Raw genomic sequence first — 17384 nt, 5'->3', positions numbered from 1 at the left:
ACAGGAAGGGCCCAGCTTTCAGGGGCTGAACCTTCCCTCAGGGGAAACTAGAGAAGACACAGACCTCAAGGAAAGGCAGCACCGTGGCCGTCACCACCCAGGTACGCACCTACACCGTCCGCGAAGGCCTGCTCGACGAATGGGTCCGGCGCTGGAAGGAGGAGATCGTTCCCCTGCGCCTGGAGTTCGGCTTCTCCCTCGGCGGCGCCTGGGTCGACCGGGAACGCCACCACTTCATCTGGGAGATCTCCTACGACGGCCCGGAGTCCTTCGATGAGCGCAACCGCCAGTACTGGGTCTCCCCCAAGCGCGAGGCGATGAGCCTGGACCCCGAGGACTACCTGGTCTCCACCGACGTCCGCGAGGTCACCCGGGCCTACTGACCCGGCGTCTCCTCCTCAGCGATGGCGAGCAGGTGCGCGCGGCGCTTCCCTACGGTACCGCGTCGGGTGCCTCGTGCAGTAGCAGCGGACGGTGGCCGGGAATCTGGTCGTCTCTCGGAAATCAGCGGACCACACGCACGAGAGCGTCAGCCCTCTGTTTGACCTCAGCTGCCCCTTTGTACCTGTCTCCGCTGGCACCGGAGCCCGTCCAACAGCGGTCGGCGCCCCTCCCTGAGGGCACCGACCGCTGTCCGCCAACAACCCCTACGTGATCTCGGCGAGAACGTTGCGGACCTCGCGCCACCCCTCCGAGTCGAAGGGCGCCCGAGTGCGGTAGGCCCCGGCCTTCCAGGCCAGCAGACGCTCCAGCCTGTTCGCCAACCACCCCATCTGCGCGACCGGGTACCCGGACACCTGCCAGGCGTCCACCCCGAGCTGGGCCAAGCCGCCGCGAAGGAGTCCGGGGGCGACCTTCGCCATGCGTTTGCTGGCGCTCACGTCCAGCCGGAGAGAGGGCACCAAGTCCAACACCATGTCGATCATGGCCCGTGAAGGAGCCCGGAAGCGGTCGGGCACCCTGGTCATGGTGACCCTCGTCCCGCCAGGCTCCTGTCGGATGTCGATCCCAGCGGGACGGCCGTCCTCCGACCTGCCCAGGGCCCACACGAGGAAGGCGAGCCCCTGGGCTTCACGCAGGGCGACGGTCACCTCGGGCTTGCCGTACCCGCTCGGACGAGCGGGCGGACCGAAGCGCACCCACGTCTCGGACACCCCTGGAAGCCGCTGCGCCACATCCAGGACCCCGGAGTACGCCTTCATCTCCTTGATGCTCCGGAGGATCCTGGCGATCTGAACGAGACCCTCGACCAGCTCACCCGTGTCGTTCGGCAGAACCTTGGACTCCGGCGTCATGGCGGCCTGGTCCAAGCCGAGAGCCAACCGAGCACACACCCTGCTCAGAGCCCGGGGTGTTGCGGCCTCTTCCTTCCGCGCAGCCTCTCTGTAGTAGGCCGCCAGAGCCCCGAGCCGCCTCTCATCGGGCTCCCCGCAAAGCTGTTCCGCCTGCCGCGCCCAGACGCGGAACCCTTCGGTGTTTCCAGTGCGCAGCAGGCCCGCGCCCAGGTATCCCTGTTCCAGGCAGTCAGCACGCTCCTGACCGGATGTCAGGGGAACGACCCCGAACTGTAGACCGAGCAGCAACCGAGCGGGTGGAATCTGGTCAGGGGTGAGGTCCCACTCCACCGGCTCTCCGATCCGGTCCAGGATCTCCGTCACACCGGTGATAGCGCTGTCGACATCAGTACTTGACGCACCAGGGACTCGCGGCCCCTCCGCCTCACCCAGCACCGGGTGTCGAAGCAGCAAGTAGGTCTGCCAGTTCTGGGGGGTGCCACTCATGCGCGTGGCCTTGACGCTGTACGTGAGACCGAGCATGGCGCACAACTGGGAGAAGTCGGTTTCGGTCGTCGTCCTCGTACCCGGGCGCTCTCGGGAGGGTTCGTCCGGCCGCAACGGCACGGGCTTCGAGCTCTCCGCAACGACGTTGACGACCTCCATCCTGCCCTGGCGACCGGTCTCCACCCAGGAGTCCACCAGACGCGCCGTGAGCAGGGGTTTTATCTGCCGGAGATTTCCAGCGGACAGGCCTTTCCCAAAGCATTCACGCACCATGGCGTGCCACGTCCTCTTCTCCAGGGGGTCAGGCGCACGGTCCTCCTCCCGGCTGAGGGCTGTGGTCCGCCCGAAGACCTCAACGGCGTGGGTGTGCGTACGCAGCAATTCCCCCAGCACAACCGCGTAGTGGAAGCAGGTGTCCGTCTGGAACACCCCGTCCGACCGTGTCAGGCTGTCCAGCTTGTCGCCGATCCCCTGGAGGACCCGTTCCGCACCGCGTTCCGGCAGGCCCAGGGATCGGAGCCTCTCCAGTGCCTGACTCTGGTGGTGGTCCGGAACCTCACCTGGAGTTGGGGATGGCGCGTCGGCTTCCTCCGGCCTGTGTGCGGCGCCGGTCGGCGGCCACCAGTCATAGCTGTGCAGCAGATGTTCCTTGGCGAAGTTCTGGGCGGCCACGGTGATCGCGCTCTTCTTCGTCTGCGCCTGCCCCTCCGCCGCACGACCCCGGTCGTCCCTGACCACTGCCCGGAACACCAGTGGCTTGTCACGGAACTTGCCGCAACTGATCGTGTGGTGGTCCTTCCCCAACCGTTCGGAGACGAAATCCTTCCACCCGATCTGTTGCCACCGCAGCGCGTCGAGAAGTTCACCGCAGGCACGCTCCACCAGGGAACGCAGTTCTGTCTCCTGCCCCCGCAGGGCGAGCACCCCCAGAGCACACAGGAGCAGACGTGCGGTCTCCCGGTCATCGCTCCGTGCGGGCTGTTGCCGTACCTCCGGCCGGGCGACCATCGTGGCGAGCACCCGTTTACGGGCCTCGGCGCTCCACTTACGCTCGGCTTTCTCGCTCGCGGGGAAGTAACGGCGCGTGAACACGTCCGCGAGGCACACGGCGAGCCATCGCTCCCCGAGGCTCTCAAGAAGCTCCAAGGCGTAGACCAGACCATCGTGCGTCTCCGAGGAATCGGACGCGGATCCCACCTCGGCCAAGGCGAGGAGCGGCCACTGCCGAGGAGAGTCTTCGCTCTCCGCGGTCCGCTTCTCCGGAGTCAACCGGTCGACGAGGTCGGAGAGCGACGCCAGCAGGTTCCGAAGCGTTTCCGGGTCGGGCTGCGATGGTTGATCATCAAGCTTTTTCTGCGGTTTCTCCAGCGGTTGTGAATCTTGGTACTCGGCAGCGTCGGGCTGCTTGACGCTCGCTTTGGGAGGTCTGGCGGGTTCCCGTTTCGGTGGGTCGGGCTCTTCCAGCCGGGTGAGCCCTTGCCCACACAGGTGCCACCGGGCGTCCGTCTTCTTGTCCACCTCGATCCACGCGGGAGGTACGAGCCGGTGAGGGGCGCCCTTCTTCAGCGTGCCCACCCGGTCGGGAAACCACAGGGCCGCTTCGCGGGTGCCCCCCTCCAAAGGGACCTCGACGTCGACGGGAAGGAGAAAGGAATGGCCGGGTGGAGCGGTCGTCTTCTCCACGATGGTGCCCCTGGATCGGGGACGCACGATGATCTGTTCCACGTCCAGGGGCAACCGGGTGAGCGGCGGTGCCTCGGGTGCGGGTTCGGGTTTGAGTTCCGGATCGGGCGCGGACTTCCTCACTCCGGCCTTGGGCATGTCCGGTGTGGTGAGCCCCCATTTGGTGAGAACACACTTCTCGAGGTTGACCCATGTCGTCCTCTTGCCTCGGAGGGTGCCGACCTCCGTGCGGTATCTGCTCCCACCGCTCCCGCTGGCGCTGAGTCTGAGGACCAGACCGTATCCCCGGTCCTGGACCACCACCCGGTCACCTGAGACCTTGGATCCGTACAACCGGGTGTGCCAGGTCAGGTGGTTCGGTGTGTGGGGCTTCGACTTGCCCGGAGTCTGAAAGTGGACCGTGATACGGCCTTCTCCGGAAACGGTGTCGATCACCGCCTCCCGACAGGTTCCGCCCGCCTCGAAGTCACCGGTCAGCACGGCCTTGCGCGCGGCCACACCCTGTTGCGTGGACAGCCAGCGCCTCAGGTCACGCACGATGTAGAGGTGGTCGGCGCTGTCACCGTCGGTGTGCTGGCGATGGCACCTGTGTGGTTTGACGGCGTCGGGGATGTGCGCGAAGTGGGGGATGCGCTCCTGGCCGACCCGTGTGGTCAACCGCTTGCCGCATCCACCGAGCCAGTAGCCGCACCAGAAGCTGTTTCCGACGTACCTACTCTGGTAGCGCAGCGCCTCCTGCCGTCCTTCCGGCATCTGCGTGGCCTCCTGGGAGCGCGCCCCTCCCACCACAGCGGTCTGCACCTTGCGTGTGTCGCTCTGGCCTGCCCGCACCGCGCCCCTGCCCCTCCTCCACCCCACCGCTCCCGATGCCACCCAGAAAGTCAGCACCCGAGCCGCAGGAATCGCAACAAGGTGACTATCCTTACCGCCCTGGAGCCAGAATGGAAAAGCCCCCGTAGGGAACATCATGGCAACGAAACGTACTCCATCCAGGGATCGCTCTGGCTCTCCGCAGCACGGGCTCGCCCTTCGGTGCCGGGGCACGCGCACCCAGCGATAAGAAACTGACCCCAGAGCAGAAATTCGATCGCCTGTTCGACAGCATTCAGCGACATGAACATCACTCACTCCTTGCTCTCACGGGTCCGCGCATTGATGTCATTCACTACGAAAAACGCACGCACCACAACGGAATCTCTGGCATGGTGGGACTCCCCGGCAACCGCGCCTTGCTAGGACACCTCATTGATCAAGCGCATCACCCATGTCAAGGACTTCCGCTGCTACCAGAACTGGAGGCCGCACGACAACGTCAACGTCTTCGCGAGGCTCAACCTGATCTACGCCCCCAACGGCACGGGAAAGAGCACCTTCGCGGAACTACTCAGCGGTGTCCCCAAAGATAAGCAATGGTCACACGGCATGAAGGCCGTGATCCAGCCGGGTGACGACCCGAAGGAGACCGACACAATCGACGGCCCCGGGCACTGGATCTGGGACAACGTGCGGCTCTTCAACGCCGAGTACGTTCGGCGTAATCTGCGCTTCGACGCCAATGACGACGAGACAACTGGCCCGGACGCACCCGCACTGCTGTACCTGGGTGAGCTCAAAGTCGAGCAGAAGGAGCGCAGGGACGCGGCCCAGGCCGAGATCGAGCGCCTGACACCCGAACTGAAATCCCTGAGGAAGAAGCGGCGTTCGGTCGAGAGCAAGCGGGAGAAGCTCTGCACCGACCTGGGAGGCCGGGTCGCCAAACAGCTCAGCGCTGTGAGCAGCCGCTTCCCGCGGCACTTCAACAAGAGCCACGTCAAGAAGGCCCTGGAGCAGCCGCTGACCCCCTGGCGAGACCTTGAGGACACCTTCGGTCAGGACCGGACCCTGCTCGGTGGTGCCTCCCAGGAGCGGATCAGCCCGGTCAGCTCCACCGAACTGTCCCTCGACGGTCTCTGCTCCGAAGTCGGTGCCCTGGTGACACGCACCGTGACTTCCGAGGTGATCGGAACGCTCAGGGACCGTTCCCGGCACGAATTCTGGGTTCGTGAGGGCCTGGAACTGCATGAGGGACTCGACACCTGCCTGTTCTGCGAGGGCGAGCTCGACGATGATCGCCGGAGGCGGCTGGCGCACCACTTCGACGAAGGGTACACACGGCTTCTGGCGGACCTCGATCGCGCTCTCGCGAAGACAAGCCTGCTCCGGGAGCAGGCCTCACGGTTCTCCCACGACCTGCCTCGGCGGACGGAGTTCTTCGAGGACCTGCGCGGGGACTACGAGCAGACAGCCAAGAGGGTCGCGAGCTCGATCGATACGTTTCAGAACGGTCTGGAAGGTCTCGCCGACCTACTGCGGCGAAAGAAGGGAGCGATGTTCACCCCGCTTGATCCACCGCCCTCCACCATCGAACGCGTGGCCGTCGACACCGCCGAGATGAACCAGATCATCGAAGAGCACAACCAGCGCACGCAGACACTGGAGGCCGACCGTGAACAGGCCGCGGAGCGCGAGTTCCAGCGCATGCTGCGCGACCTCGTGGGCCCGTACCGGGACTACCAGAACGAGGAGGGCTCACTGGCGAAGGAGATCAGCGACCTCTCGGAGGAACTGAAGGGACATCAGGCCGTTCTACGCGAAGGACCCCAGAAGGAACGTGATCCCGAGTATTTCCTCAGCAAGCTGAACGGGGACATCCGTAGTCTGCTGCGACGTTCGGATCTGACCTTCGAGTACCGCGACGATCGCTACCAGGTTCTGCGTCACGATCAGCCCGCGCGCCACCTCAGCGAGGGCGAGAAGACCGCGATCGCGCTGATCTACTTCCTCCAGAGCCTGAGGGAGAAGGAGGGGGACCTGAGCCGTTCCATCGTCGTGGTGGATGACCCCGTCTCCAGCCTGGACGAACAGCTCATGTTCGGTATCTACTCCATGCTGATCGGCAACCTGGACCCGGAGGGAGGGATGTGCCGACAGCTCTTCGTCCTCACCCACAACACCTCCTTCCTGCGGCACTGGAACAAGGATCTCAAGAGCAACAACCACTCGGTCACCTTCCACCTGATGCGGTCCGTCGGTGACTCCAGTGGGACTGGACGCTCACCGAGCCTGATTCCGGTGGATCCCAAGAACAGCCGCGAATCCGTCATTCTGGAGACCGAGTACCTGCTGGTCTTCCACAACGTCGCGCACAACCTCTTGGACGCCCTCGACGACACGTCCGTGGGCGCCGACCTCCGACTGCTCACGTCGGCCGCCAACGACGCCCGCAAAGTGCTGGAGCACTTTCTCCAGTTCAAGGCACCCAAGCAGGCCACCGACCTCACGGGAGCCATCAGGCACGTGCTCAAGAGCAATCCCGTACTGGCCAAGCGGCTGACCAGCTTCGTCCACGGCAGCTCCCATCGCGACGCGGACATGGCGAGCAAGCCCATCCTCGACCTGGCTGCCCGGGACACGCTCTCCGACGTGCTCACCCTGATCCGCGACGTCGACAGAGACCATTTCGAGGGCATGTGCCACCGATTGGACATCACCGACCGGATGGATCGGCTCACCTCACCGTAGGACCCCGCTCAGGAGAACCCGGCAGAGCGGACCCGGCCCTGGATCTGCTCGGGGATCACCCCCGGCCAGCCCAGGTAGCCGATGACCTGCGTGATGCGCGGGCCCCCACCAGCATGCTCGGGTGGGCCGGGTGGGACGCGCGTGACCGTGCCTGGGCGTTGGTGGACATCGTCGAACGGAACCTGGCACCGCCCCAAGCCCCCACGGAGACCGTGGTCCCGCTACTCGCGGGCCTGGCCGAGGTACTGCCGTGGGTCGACCGTGTGGGGGCGGGGATCGGCCCGCGCCGTGCGCACGGAGACGGTGCCGAGCTGGGGAGGAGGTTCGCGGACTACCTGAACCGGCTGGGGCTCACCGAGGGCGATGTCACCGATTGGAGGCCGGCTCCCCCTCGCCGTGGGCGTCCGCCCAAGCGGACCGGGAGCTGATCGTCCCCGTGCGCGCCGTCGCCTGTCCGGTGGCGGCGCAGCCGGTACACCCGGCCCGATGACGGTTCTCGGCCGGGCCGGCGGCTCGGGTGGGGCTGGTTCCCGCCCACTCCGAGGCCGCCCCGGGCTTCGCCCTACGGCCCCGCCCGACCCGGGCCGGGTGGGGGAAGAGCACTACTGTGCTGGGGAGCCGAAACCGACGATCGCCGGGTGTCGGCGACGGACCTGGCCACCGGCGAGCCGGTCCCCGGGATGACCTACGAGCACTACCGATACCGGGAGATCAGCGAGCGCCTCACCCTACGCCACGGCTACCTGGCATGGCCCACCACCGAGGAGGTCGTCGAAGTCCATCCCGACGAACTCACCGTCGTCGACAAGTCCTTCATCTACGTACAACAGGCGGATGACGGCTCCTGGGTGGGGAAGACCCGCCTCCACAGCGGGGTCCCCGAGGACCGGGACGTCGAGATCACTCACGCGGCCGGGCACACCTACCTCGCCGAGGCCGGAGACATCATCACCCTGCCCGACCTGGAGCCGGGCTCTTCCCGGAGGACCCGTGGACGAGGATGTCGCGGATGACCGAGTGGGACGGCCGTCCGGTCGCCGTCCTCGTCCAGGAGCGAAGCTACTCGCAGGGCCGACTCGTCGTCCACCAACTCGGTACGCATGTGCTCGGCCACCGCAGCGCCCCTACCGCCGACCGCTCTCAATCAGAGTCCTTCCGGTCCTGGCCTCCGGCCTGCGGCGGCCGATCCGGTCGGTTCAGCTGCTGGCCGGGGCGCCTTGTCGAACCGGTCCGTGCCGAGAGTGTGCCGGGGGCTCCGGTCGCCCGGCCCCGGTCGACGTAGGGGTCACGCATCACGGGCGGTTCGTCGATGGCTTCGGGCTGAACGACGACTTCTGAGACGTCGTGTTCATCCTCGTCCTGGCGGCGTTCGTACTCTTCCGGGGGCAGGACCTTCTTCCACTTGCGTGTCCGCATCGCCGGCAGTTCTCCGGCGTCTTCCCGAAGAGCTCGATACACCGCGTACATCTGGAAGTATCCCATCACGAAGAACGGCAGGCCGACGAGGACGACGATCTTCTCGAGCGCTCCCAGACCGCCGGTTCCGGAGAACACCAGCAGAGTGGCGGTTACCACGGCGATGGCGACGGCCCAGAAGATGCGCTGCCCCAACGGGTTGAAGTCCTCATGGCCGTTGGCCATCGTGTCGGTCACCAGAGCCGCGGAATCCACCGAGGTGATGAAGAAGACCACCACCAGGATGATGACGAGCACCGAGGTGAAGGGAGTGGCGGGGTAGTGCTCCAAGAACGTGAACAGCGCCCCGGGGATGTCCTGCTGCTCCACGACACTTTCGACCAGGCCGCCCTCACCGTTGAGCTCGATGTCGAAAGCGGAGAACCCGAAGATGCCGAACCACAGCACCGAGAAACCGGACGGAATGAGGAGTACTCCGGTGATGAACTGACGGATGGTTCGGCCTTTGGAGATCCGGGCGATGAAGATGCCCACGAACGGTGACCAGCTGATCGTCCAGGCCCAATAGAACACCGTCCAGTTGGACTGCCAACCGGTGTCGGCGAAGGTGTCGTTCCACAAGGCCAGTTCCGGCAGATTCACTATGTAACGGCCCAGCGCTTCGATGGTGCCCTGGAGCACGAAGAGAGTGGAACCGGTCAGCAGGATGAACACCAGCAGACCCACGGCCATCCAAATGTTTATATTGGACAGGCGTTTGATGCCGCGGTCCAGACCCAACGCGACGGAGATCATCGCGGCCCCGCCGACGACGCCGATGATGACCAGTTGCCACACGGCGTTCTCCGGGATGCCGAACACACGGTTGACTCCGCTGTTGATCTGCAGAGCACCCAGTCCGAGGGAGACCGCGACGCCAAAGACCGTGCCGACGATGGCGACGATGTCGATGAACTTACCGATCGGCCCGTGGATCCCCTCACCGAGAATCGGCTGGAAGATTGAGCTGACACGCGGAGGAAGGTTCCGCTTGTGGATGAAGTAGGCGAAGCACAGCGCTGGCAGGGTGAAGATCGCCCAGGTGTGCAGGGTGAAATGATAGAGCGTGAAGTTCATCGCGTCCGCGGCAGCAGCCGCTGTCTCCGGATCCACGCCCAGTGATGGTCCCCGCGGCGGATCACCGAAATGACTGATGGGTTCGGCCACGCCCCAGAACATCAGGATGCTACCGATGCCAGCGGCGAAGAGCATGGCGAACCAAGCCGGACCGGAGTGCTCGGGCTCTTCGTCGTCGGGGCCCAGCTTCACCCGCCCGAATCGGCTGGCGGCAACATAAACCAGAAAAACCAGAAACAAGGTGAGGCCGAGAATGTAGAACCAGCCCAGGTTGGCGTACAGCCAGTCCGAGGCGACGGTGACGGCTGTATCCAGCGGCTCGGTGAAGATGATGGTGACAAGCACGAACACGATGACCACCGCGGCCGCGCCGAAGAATACCGGCGGCGAGGTACGCAGCCGCAGGGCGTCGTGTAGACGGATCAGCACGTAATCGACTCCTCGAACTGGACGCTGGCTTACCGGGGCCGTGGCCAGGCGACCCTGTGAGCGTACTGTTCACGCCCACGTCTTGCTTCTATCCGGGAAGTCATGTCGCCACCCTCGTCCGGAGAAGGACTGCCTGACTTCACTCCCCATCGCCTCTCGTTCCCCGGGCTACCCTCGACCACGGGCAGCACACCTTCACACCGAGCCGCACCAGGGCCTACGAACCCGCGTTGGCCCACGTCGACCCCGCCCGGCTTTCCGGACGGCGTGACTCCGGGCAGGACGGAGAGGGAGACCGGGACGCCACCCTCGTCACCGCCCACTCCGACAAGGAGATGGCGGCCCCAACCTGGAAGAAGACCTACGGCCTCCATCCGTTGTGCGCGTTCATCGACCACGGCGAACGCCGCCCCGCGCGAGGGCACGCCCGGCCGCCCGTCAGGAGCGACACGATCAACCCGTCGTACGGCCGATCCGCTCGTACACGGGCGCCAGCCGGGAGGCGACGCCCGGGGTGGAACCCTCCCAGTGCGCGAGCGGGTCGAAGGAACGGGGCGGGGCCAGACGCACGGGCTCTCCCACGGTCCAGAAGTCAGCGACGTGATCGGCCAACGGCGCCACCTCCACTCCCAGTTCTCCGCCCGGCCCGCTCCCGCTCCCCGAGGCGTCCAGGGCGGCGATCACCTCGTCCTCGGCCCTTCCCAGCCACGCGAAGAGCAGCAGCGGGGCGTCGTCGAGCGCCGAAGCCCACGTGTACAGGACCGCGGCGCCGTGTTTGCAGGGATGCCCCGGTCCGGCCAGGTGCAGTGGATGTCGAGGTCGTCGACGGAGTCGGGGAAGAGCCGCACCCCGTGGCGGGCGAACACCTCCTCGACGTCCCCGGGAAGTTCGTCGGCGATTCCCTGGAGCACCAGGGGTGTCGGTCTCCGGCCCGGACTGGAACAGACACCGGCAAGTGTGTTCAGCCCTACGGGGCGGCCTGGGACACCGATGCCGCCCTCGGGCCCCGGAGCCCAGGACCTCGATGACCGCATCCGGCCATATCCCCATCGCCAATGCGCACATGCGTGACCTGCGCTTACTCCCGGGAGAAGCTCCTCCACCACGCACCCTGGAAAGTGACGTGCGCCACCCGGGGCCCACACCCCTCCTCGTGCTTCCCTGGTCATTCTTCGTCTTCACCTGCACATACACGCATATCCACGCCACACCGACCTGGCCTTCCGAAACCACGCAGAAGGTGGGGAAACGTCCCACCCCTGTGGAACTCTCGGTGAGTGCGCGGCCACCAGACATGCGGTCCGCCATCGCCCTCCACCGCCCCCGACGGAGAAGGAGCCCCCACATGTCCGCGTGGAACATCCAGGTGTCCGAGGTCAACGGAGTCCTGAGCAACGTCTCCGGTCTCATCGGTGACGAGGAGGGCACCACCGGGCTGTCCGGCGAGTACACCGACCTCGGCACGCGCCTGGAGGAGGTGAACTCCGCGGCTTCGAGCATCCCCATCAGCATCGCGCTCGGGGAGTTCGGCACGCACTTCCTCGGCGTCGTCGGGGAGATGATCACCCTGAGCGCGAGCGCCACCGGGGGCGCGGGCGAGGCCACGATGCACTACGCGAACGGCAACCTGGAGATGGCCGAGAACGCCCAGGCCAACGCCGGAACGGTGCCCGAGCCTCCCGAGATCCAGCCGCACTGACCCTCGCGTACGGATGCTCCCCGGGCCCACCGGTGCGCCGGGCAAGGCGCCGTGGTCAACGTGCCCCTTTCCTCCCCCCTGATGCCCCCTCCGGCTCTCTGCCCTGCCCCATCCCCGAAGGCCCCATGGAATTCACCTCCTTCTCCACAGAGTCGTGCGCACCCGCCGGCGACGGCGGGATCGTCCCCGGCCTGGTCCCCATCCCCAACGTCGACCCCGACGCACTCGAAGAGGCCGTCGGCCGACTGCGCGCCGTCGGCGAGGCCATCGAGGAGTCCGGTGAGGGCATCACCTCCACCTGGGCCTCCCTCACCGGCGTCTACGTGGCGCCGGAGGCCGACACCCTGCTCAGCATCCTGGACCCGGTCTCCTCCGACGGATCCGCCGTCGCGACCGGCGTCAGGGACGCCGCCAGCGCGCTGGAGACCTTCGCCGAGACCGCACGCGAACTCAAGTCACGCCTGACCGGCCTCAAGGCGGAGGCCGAGGCCTTTCGGGCCGACGTGGGCTGGGACAGGGAGTGGCTGGAGGACGAGGACGAGCGCGAGCGCAACAACGACCTGAACAACCGGGTCGCCGCGGCCGTCCACGAGTACCAGGAGGCCGAACGCGCCTGCGCCAACGCAATCGGCCAGCACTACGGCGGTACCTTCTTCACCGGCCACAGCGACAAGGCCGGGCACGACCAGACCTCCACCGGTGGTGACCGCACCTGGCAGGTGTACGGGACGGCCTCGGCCCCCGTGGACCAGGCCAACCCGTGGGGTTCCGCGGTGGACGAGCCACCCGGCGCATTGGAGAACGTGTTCTGGAGTGTGGGCGACATCGCCATCGGTATGGCGGTCGGACTGGGGGTCACCACCGGGCTGTACCGGGACGGCCAGTTCGTCTACCCCTTCGGTACCGAGCACGGCCAGAACCTCCTCACCAATTGGGAGGAGGCTAAGAACAGTTTCTGGGCGCTGGCGGGCTCGGACGGACAGGGCGAGTGGATCGCGCCGGACAGCCTGGACGCGCAGTACGACAACGCGAAGGAGGCGTGGCAGGCGTACGGCGACGCCATCGTTCCGGTGAGTGAGTGGGACCACCGGCCCGAGTACACCATCGTGAACGGAGCCGGGAACATCGCGCTCATGGCTTCTCCCCTGGGCTGGGGGAGGGTGTTCCTCGACGGCCCCGACCTGGGGTCGGGGTCCGGGTCGGGATCGGGGCCCGACGGTAACGACTCCCCTGACGGCGGCCGCGGCACCCACAGTGTGGACGGCACTGGTAACGGACTCCGCGGCACCGACACCGTGGGCATGGCCACCAGCGCTCCCACCGGGGGCCAGTCCGACCCGGGCAGCGCTATCGGCGGGATGCACGAGTCCCTGTCCGGTCTGGAGAGCCAGTCCGGCGGAGCTCCGAGTCCTGAAGGGACACCGTCAGGTCCACCCGCTCCGGCACCGTCCCCGGCACCGGAGGCCCCCGCCGCTCCTGTGGGAGACGTTTCTTCCCCGAGCGGGAACGGAACGGCCCCGAGTAGCGAGGGTTCTCCGGTAGGGGGCGAAGCCGATGTGCCAAGGGAGACCAACGATCCGACCGCCCGGGAACTGCATGACGGCACCGCGAACAGCGGCGCCGACACCTCCCATGATCCCTGGGCTACCTCCCCGGTCGACGACGGTTCCTCCTCGGGGCAGGAGAGTCCCACGGCTCCGGTCTCCGGCCCCATCAGCGGGGACGGTTTCACCGTCGATGACTCCGGTGCGACGGACAGCGCCAACGGCGGTTCTAACCACAGTGAAGATGGGCAGAATGAGCGAGGTCCCCAGGAAAACGGCACTGGTGAGGAGCAAGCGCCCCCGACGCCCGACGGTGGTGGCTCAGGAAGCAGCGACGAACCGCCCCGAGACGGCACAGGTACCGGCGGAGGCGACGGTGAAGAGTCCGATGTCCCTGAGGACTATGCGGTCATGGAACCTGGGAGAGAGGCGGGTTTCCCCACACGTGAGGAGACCGGCCGAAACATGGAACCAGGAGATCAGGACGTCAGAGACCAGCTTTCCGAGGTCCGCGTGAACAGCCATGTCGCGGACCGCATCATGGAGCGCCTCGCCGACCAGGAGGACTCGATGGGTGGTCAAGTCGGTGACATCATCGCGTCCGGTCGACTGAACAACGCTCAAGGCTACAGGGAATTCCTGTCTGTTTTCGGCAACAACAACCACCAGAACGTGAGAACAGCAGGAGCCGAGATCAGGTTCGCGGACGACCTAATAACCCGCGACCACATACCATCCGAAAGGATCCTCTTTCCAGAGAAAGAAAACACAAGCAAATTCAACGACGTTGACGTTCAGATCACAGCCGATAAAAGGAATGACTACTACTCTTACCAGATCAAGCAGGTAAGTGGACCAAATGCAGTGAGGAACAACATCAAGCGCGTCAGTCAGCAGCTGACGGGAGACATGGCGCGGGGTACGAACAAAATCGGCATCATTGAATCCCCAGGGTCCGTGGAATATCTCCCCAGCGAAACCCTGAGATCAATGAAAAGCTGGCATCGGGACCATGGAATCTCCTATCGAATATACTTCGAGGATGGCGTAGTGACGTATCCACCAGGTGCCCAGATATATCCATAGTAGGAAAAATGACAATATTGCTCAGCATCCCGGGAACATCAGCCTCATGGTCGTGGGAACTCGGAATGGATGATGATCTCCACCTCGGCCGAGTTGCCGAAACGGCGATCCTCATCTCTGAGGTCCTTCAGGAACACAAGATGATGGACCTGAAACAAATCGATGTCCATTGGCTTCGCAAGGGGCACGGATTCATCGGAATCCGGTCGGTAATCAGCAACAGCGAAGGGGACAAGGCCGACGCCGCAGAACTTGTCAACCGGATCCTGGCAAGCCAACCCATCAGGTACACGGATGCCGAACCCAAAAAATTGGTGCTCTCTGGACCAGGGTACTGGGTTGACACAGAAGGAGAGGAGCATCGGGACCACGGGCTCATCGAAGTCACCTTGTTCGTGACGCCCGAGGACATTGATGTGAGCCTCGGCGTACGACACGACATCTGGTCCTGGTATGACTTCTCTGGAAACGCCCATCCGGAGATCTACCGCAGGAACGCACCCCGGCTTTCAGCAGTTCTGAAGGAGATTGAAGAACGTTTGGGAACCGAAACCATCCCGGACGAGCCTACATACTTCGCAACTCCTGAACAATACGGAATTAGGATAGACCCACCGAACGAGAACGGTAAAGGGTTCGACGCAGTCGGACAACTCTGACCTAGGAACAGAAAAACCCGGAAAGCAGTGAGAATAGTACACCTCTTCTTCTCAGCGTGCTTCTCCAGGATACCCCCGCCCCGAGGTCCATACAAAGAACTCCCCACACCTGTCCTACGCTCTTAAGGAAACCGAGGAGATCATGGGCGCGGAGATCAAATCCGGCGGATCCACGTTCTTCGGTACTTCCGAGAGATACAGCACCGGAAAACCGAGAATCAGGGACGAGGGCGCCTATTTCGACGCGATAATTCGCCTTTGACTCTAGAAGGGGTGCCCTCAGACACATTGACACCCCCCAGCCTGCTGCCACAGAGAAATTCACCCTGCCCTAAACTCCCACCTCTCCAAAATTTAAACAGAACCAAGCAAGTTGGTCAGTAGATTTTTTAAGCGCGGACACCTGAACCACGAACGACAGCAGGATATCCTCAAGGAGGCTGGAACAGAAATCCTCAAAGAAGCCCCCGAAGGGTGGGAAATGATCATCTACTCCAGGGCATCAGTAATCGACCACTCAAGCAGCTTGTCCGTCATCGAACTCGCGAGCGGAGAAAGTGTTCGAAAATGGCCTCCTGTTACAGTGGAAACCCTGTTCGATGACCTCCGTTCCGGGATGTACAAGGACGGCAAGGGAACCTGGTTCTCCCTTGAGTACGTCATCACCCGCCCAGGTAAATTCAAGGTCCGCTACAACTACGACGAGGACCCCCACATCCTCTTCCCGACGGCCTGGGGCTTCACCAACGACCTGAAGTACTTCCCTCGCGACGAGGAAAACATCCCCGGCTGGCTCCACGAGAAACTGCGCGAAGAAGCCGAAGGCAGAGCCACCGGGTAGGACCAGTCACGCCCCTGCACCCGTTCTTCAAGGAGTCCCTTTCCGTGAGCCGTACTCTGGTCGCCCTCCTGGAGCACCCGCCGGGCATCCCCGGGCTGACACGCGCCCTTGCCGCGGCAGGGCCGTCACTACGTGTGCGCCTGGTTGCCGACGGGGCGCTCGTCCAGCTGCGCGACGAGGCGGGGCAGCTGGTCGCGGCGATGCACGCCGCCCAGCGGCTCACGGTGTCGGCCGAGGCCGAACGACTCCTGGACACCGCGCTTCCCGACACCCTGCCCGCGCAGCCCTGGTGGGTGGAGGCCCGTACCACCGAGGCGGGTCTGGCGGACCCGACCACCCGGCAGGCGATGCGCCGCTTCGCCGACACCCTGGTCGAGTGGTACGGCGGGCTGGTGTGGCAGCCGGAGCAACACCTGCCGCAGCTCGACGGGCTGCCCGTCCGGGACACCGGGCATCCGGTGGTCGCCGCGCTCACCGAGGAGGCCGCCGTCGTGGTCGAGGACCGGCCCGTCGTTCCGGTCTCGGTCTGGCTGGCCGACGCCCTGGCCGCGCAAGCGCGCCAGGGCCGCGCCCTTCAGCTAGTCACGCCCCCGGACTCGCGCCTCACCGAACCGCTGGCGACCCTGCTGACCGCGCCCCTGGCCCGCTGGGCGGTGGCCGTCGGCGACGGGTTCCGCGACGGGTTCTCCGGCCGCCCGCTGCACTGGGACGAGCGCTACGGTCTGATCGCCGACCCGCCCGGCACCCCGGTGGCCGACTCCCCGCTGCGGACCGAACCGGCCCCGGAGGAGACCGACCACCAACTCCAGGTCACCCTCAAAGCCGACCACCCGGCCGATCCGAACCTGGTCCTGGGCCAGACGGTCGAGCTTCTCACCGAGACCCTGGCCGGAGCCGTGCCCTCCCTGTTCGGCCCCACCGAACCCGCCACCCTGGCATGGGAGACCAGCTCCCTCACAGGTCTGTGCCGGGACCGGTCTCCCCGTCCCTCGTGGCTGGTGTTCGCCGGCCCGCCCGCGTCAGTGCGCCCGGAGGGCGCACGCGCCTTCTGCGGCACTCTGCGGGTACGCCGGACCCGGGAAGGCGTCCGCGAGACCGTCACGCTCACGGTGAACCATCCGCCGGAGCAGGAGCCGGACCTGTCAGCCCTGGTACCGATCGTGCGGGAGCTGACCGAGTGGGGCGTACTGCACGTGATGGAGGTGCGCCGCCGCCGAGGCCGCGCGGACCTGGCCCGGGGCCCCTACCGGGCGGGCGGGCTGACACCGGTGGGCCTGGCCCTGGGGGTGGAGACCGTCGCTTCCCTGGGAGCCGACCGCGCCCTGGACGCACCCGTGCGCGCCGTCCCGGTCGGTCCGCCGATGACTCCGGCCGTCTGGTACGACCTCACCGGTGGCGGTGACCACGACGGCGGGGGCTGGGCTGGCTTCGGCGCACTCCTGGCCCATGTGAACCCCGACAGGGACGCCGGACGACAGTCACCGGGACAAGGCGAGGAAGCGGACACGGACACCGTCCCGGTAGTCAGGTTCCGGATGCCCGCGGCCGCCGACTGACCGGAGCCCCTCA

12 protein-coding genes are annotated in these 17384 nt (G+C 65.6%); 9 read left to right on the top strand and 3 right to left on the bottom strand.

The window, feature by feature from the left end:
- Positions 1-83: 83 nt before the first annotated feature.
- The gene (locus tag KGD83_RS12205; RefSeq protein ID WP_212643874.1) at positions 84-383 is read left to right on the top strand and encodes an NIPSNAP family protein; all 300 of its coding nucleotides are present in this window, start codon (positions 84-86) and stop codon (positions 381-383) included.
- Between the two features lie 264 nt (positions 384-647).
- On the opposite strand, the gene KGD83_RS12200 is transcribed toward KGD83_RS12205, so the two are convergent.
- Positions 648-4265, bottom strand: a complete 3618-nt coding sequence (locus KGD83_RS12200; RefSeq protein ID WP_212643873.1) for a competence protein CoiA family protein — start codon at positions 4263-4265, stop codon at positions 648-650.
- A 444-nt stretch (positions 4266-4709) separates the two neighbouring features.
- Between KGD83_RS12200 and KGD83_RS12195 the strand changes: the two genes are divergently transcribed.
- The 3 genes from KGD83_RS12195 (at position 4710) to KGD83_RS12190 (ending at position 8038) form a co-directional block, all read left to right on the top strand.
- Positions 4710-7025, top strand: a complete 2316-nt coding sequence (locus tag KGD83_RS12195; RefSeq protein WP_212643872.1) for an AAA family ATPase — start codon at positions 4710-4712, stop codon at positions 7023-7025.
- Positions 6974-7453: a DUF7008 domain-containing protein gene (locus KGD83_RS29235; protein ID WP_394358107.1), complete on the top strand. Its 480-nt coding sequence runs from the start codon at positions 6974-6976 to the stop codon at positions 7451-7453. The genes KGD83_RS12195 and KGD83_RS29235 overlap by 52 nt, the downstream gene beginning before the upstream one ends.
- A gap of 210 nt (positions 7454-7663) precedes the next feature.
- Complete coding sequence (locus KGD83_RS12190) at positions 7664-8038, top strand: hypothetical protein (protein WP_212643871.1); 375 nt, start codon at positions 7664-7666, stop codon at positions 8036-8038.
- A 127-nt stretch (positions 8039-8165) separates the two neighbouring features.
- Here KGD83_RS12190 and KGD83_RS12185 read toward each other — a convergent pair whose 3' ends face one another.
- Entirely contained in the window at positions 8166-9986 is a 1821-nt protein-coding gene (locus KGD83_RS12185) for a BCCT family transporter (RefSeq protein ID WP_212643870.1), read from the bottom strand.
- 453 nt (positions 9987-10439) lie between these two features.
- Positions 10440-10670, bottom strand: a complete 231-nt coding sequence (locus KGD83_RS12180; protein WP_212644651.1) for a hypothetical protein — start codon at positions 10668-10670, stop codon at positions 10440-10442.
- A gap of 661 nt (positions 10671-11331) precedes the next feature.
- Here KGD83_RS12180 and KGD83_RS12175 point away from each other — a divergent pair.
- The 5 genes from KGD83_RS12175 to KGD83_RS12155 all read left to right on the top strand — a co-directional run bounded on the left by KGD83_RS12175 (position 11332) and on the right by KGD83_RS12155 (position 17371).
- The gene (locus KGD83_RS12175; protein ID WP_212643869.1) at positions 11332-11685 is read left to right on the top strand and encodes a DUF6507 family protein; all 354 of its coding nucleotides are present in this window, start codon (positions 11332-11334) and stop codon (positions 11683-11685) included.
- 125 nt (positions 11686-11810) lie between these two features.
- Positions 11811-14315 (top strand): hypothetical protein, encoded by a 2505-nt coding sequence (locus tag KGD83_RS12170; protein ID WP_212643868.1) that lies wholly within the window; start codon positions 11811-11813, stop codon positions 14313-14315.
- A 17-nt stretch (positions 14316-14332) separates the two neighbouring features.
- A complete protein-coding gene (locus KGD83_RS12165; protein ID WP_212643867.1) occupies positions 14333-14974 on the top strand; it encodes a hypothetical protein in 642 nt (213 codons plus the stop codon).
- A 481-nt stretch (positions 14975-15455) separates the two neighbouring features.
- A complete protein-coding gene (locus tag KGD83_RS12160; RefSeq protein ID WP_249352296.1) occupies positions 15456-15815 on the top strand; it encodes an immunity protein YezG family protein in 360 nt (119 codons plus the stop codon).
- A 44-nt stretch (positions 15816-15859) separates the two neighbouring features.
- A complete protein-coding gene (locus KGD83_RS12155) occupies positions 15860-17371 on the top strand; it encodes a DUF6177 family protein (protein WP_212643865.1) in 1512 nt (503 codons plus the stop codon).
- Positions 17372-17384 lie beyond the last annotated feature (13 nt).

Source organism: Nocardiopsis akebiae (assembly GCF_018316795.1).
Lineage (GTDB): Bacteria > Actinomycetota > Actinomycetes > Streptosporangiales > Streptosporangiaceae > Nocardiopsis > Nocardiopsis dassonvillei.
Note: the sequence above shows the minus strand (reverse complement) of the source record. Positions and strands in the feature narration are given on the sequence as shown.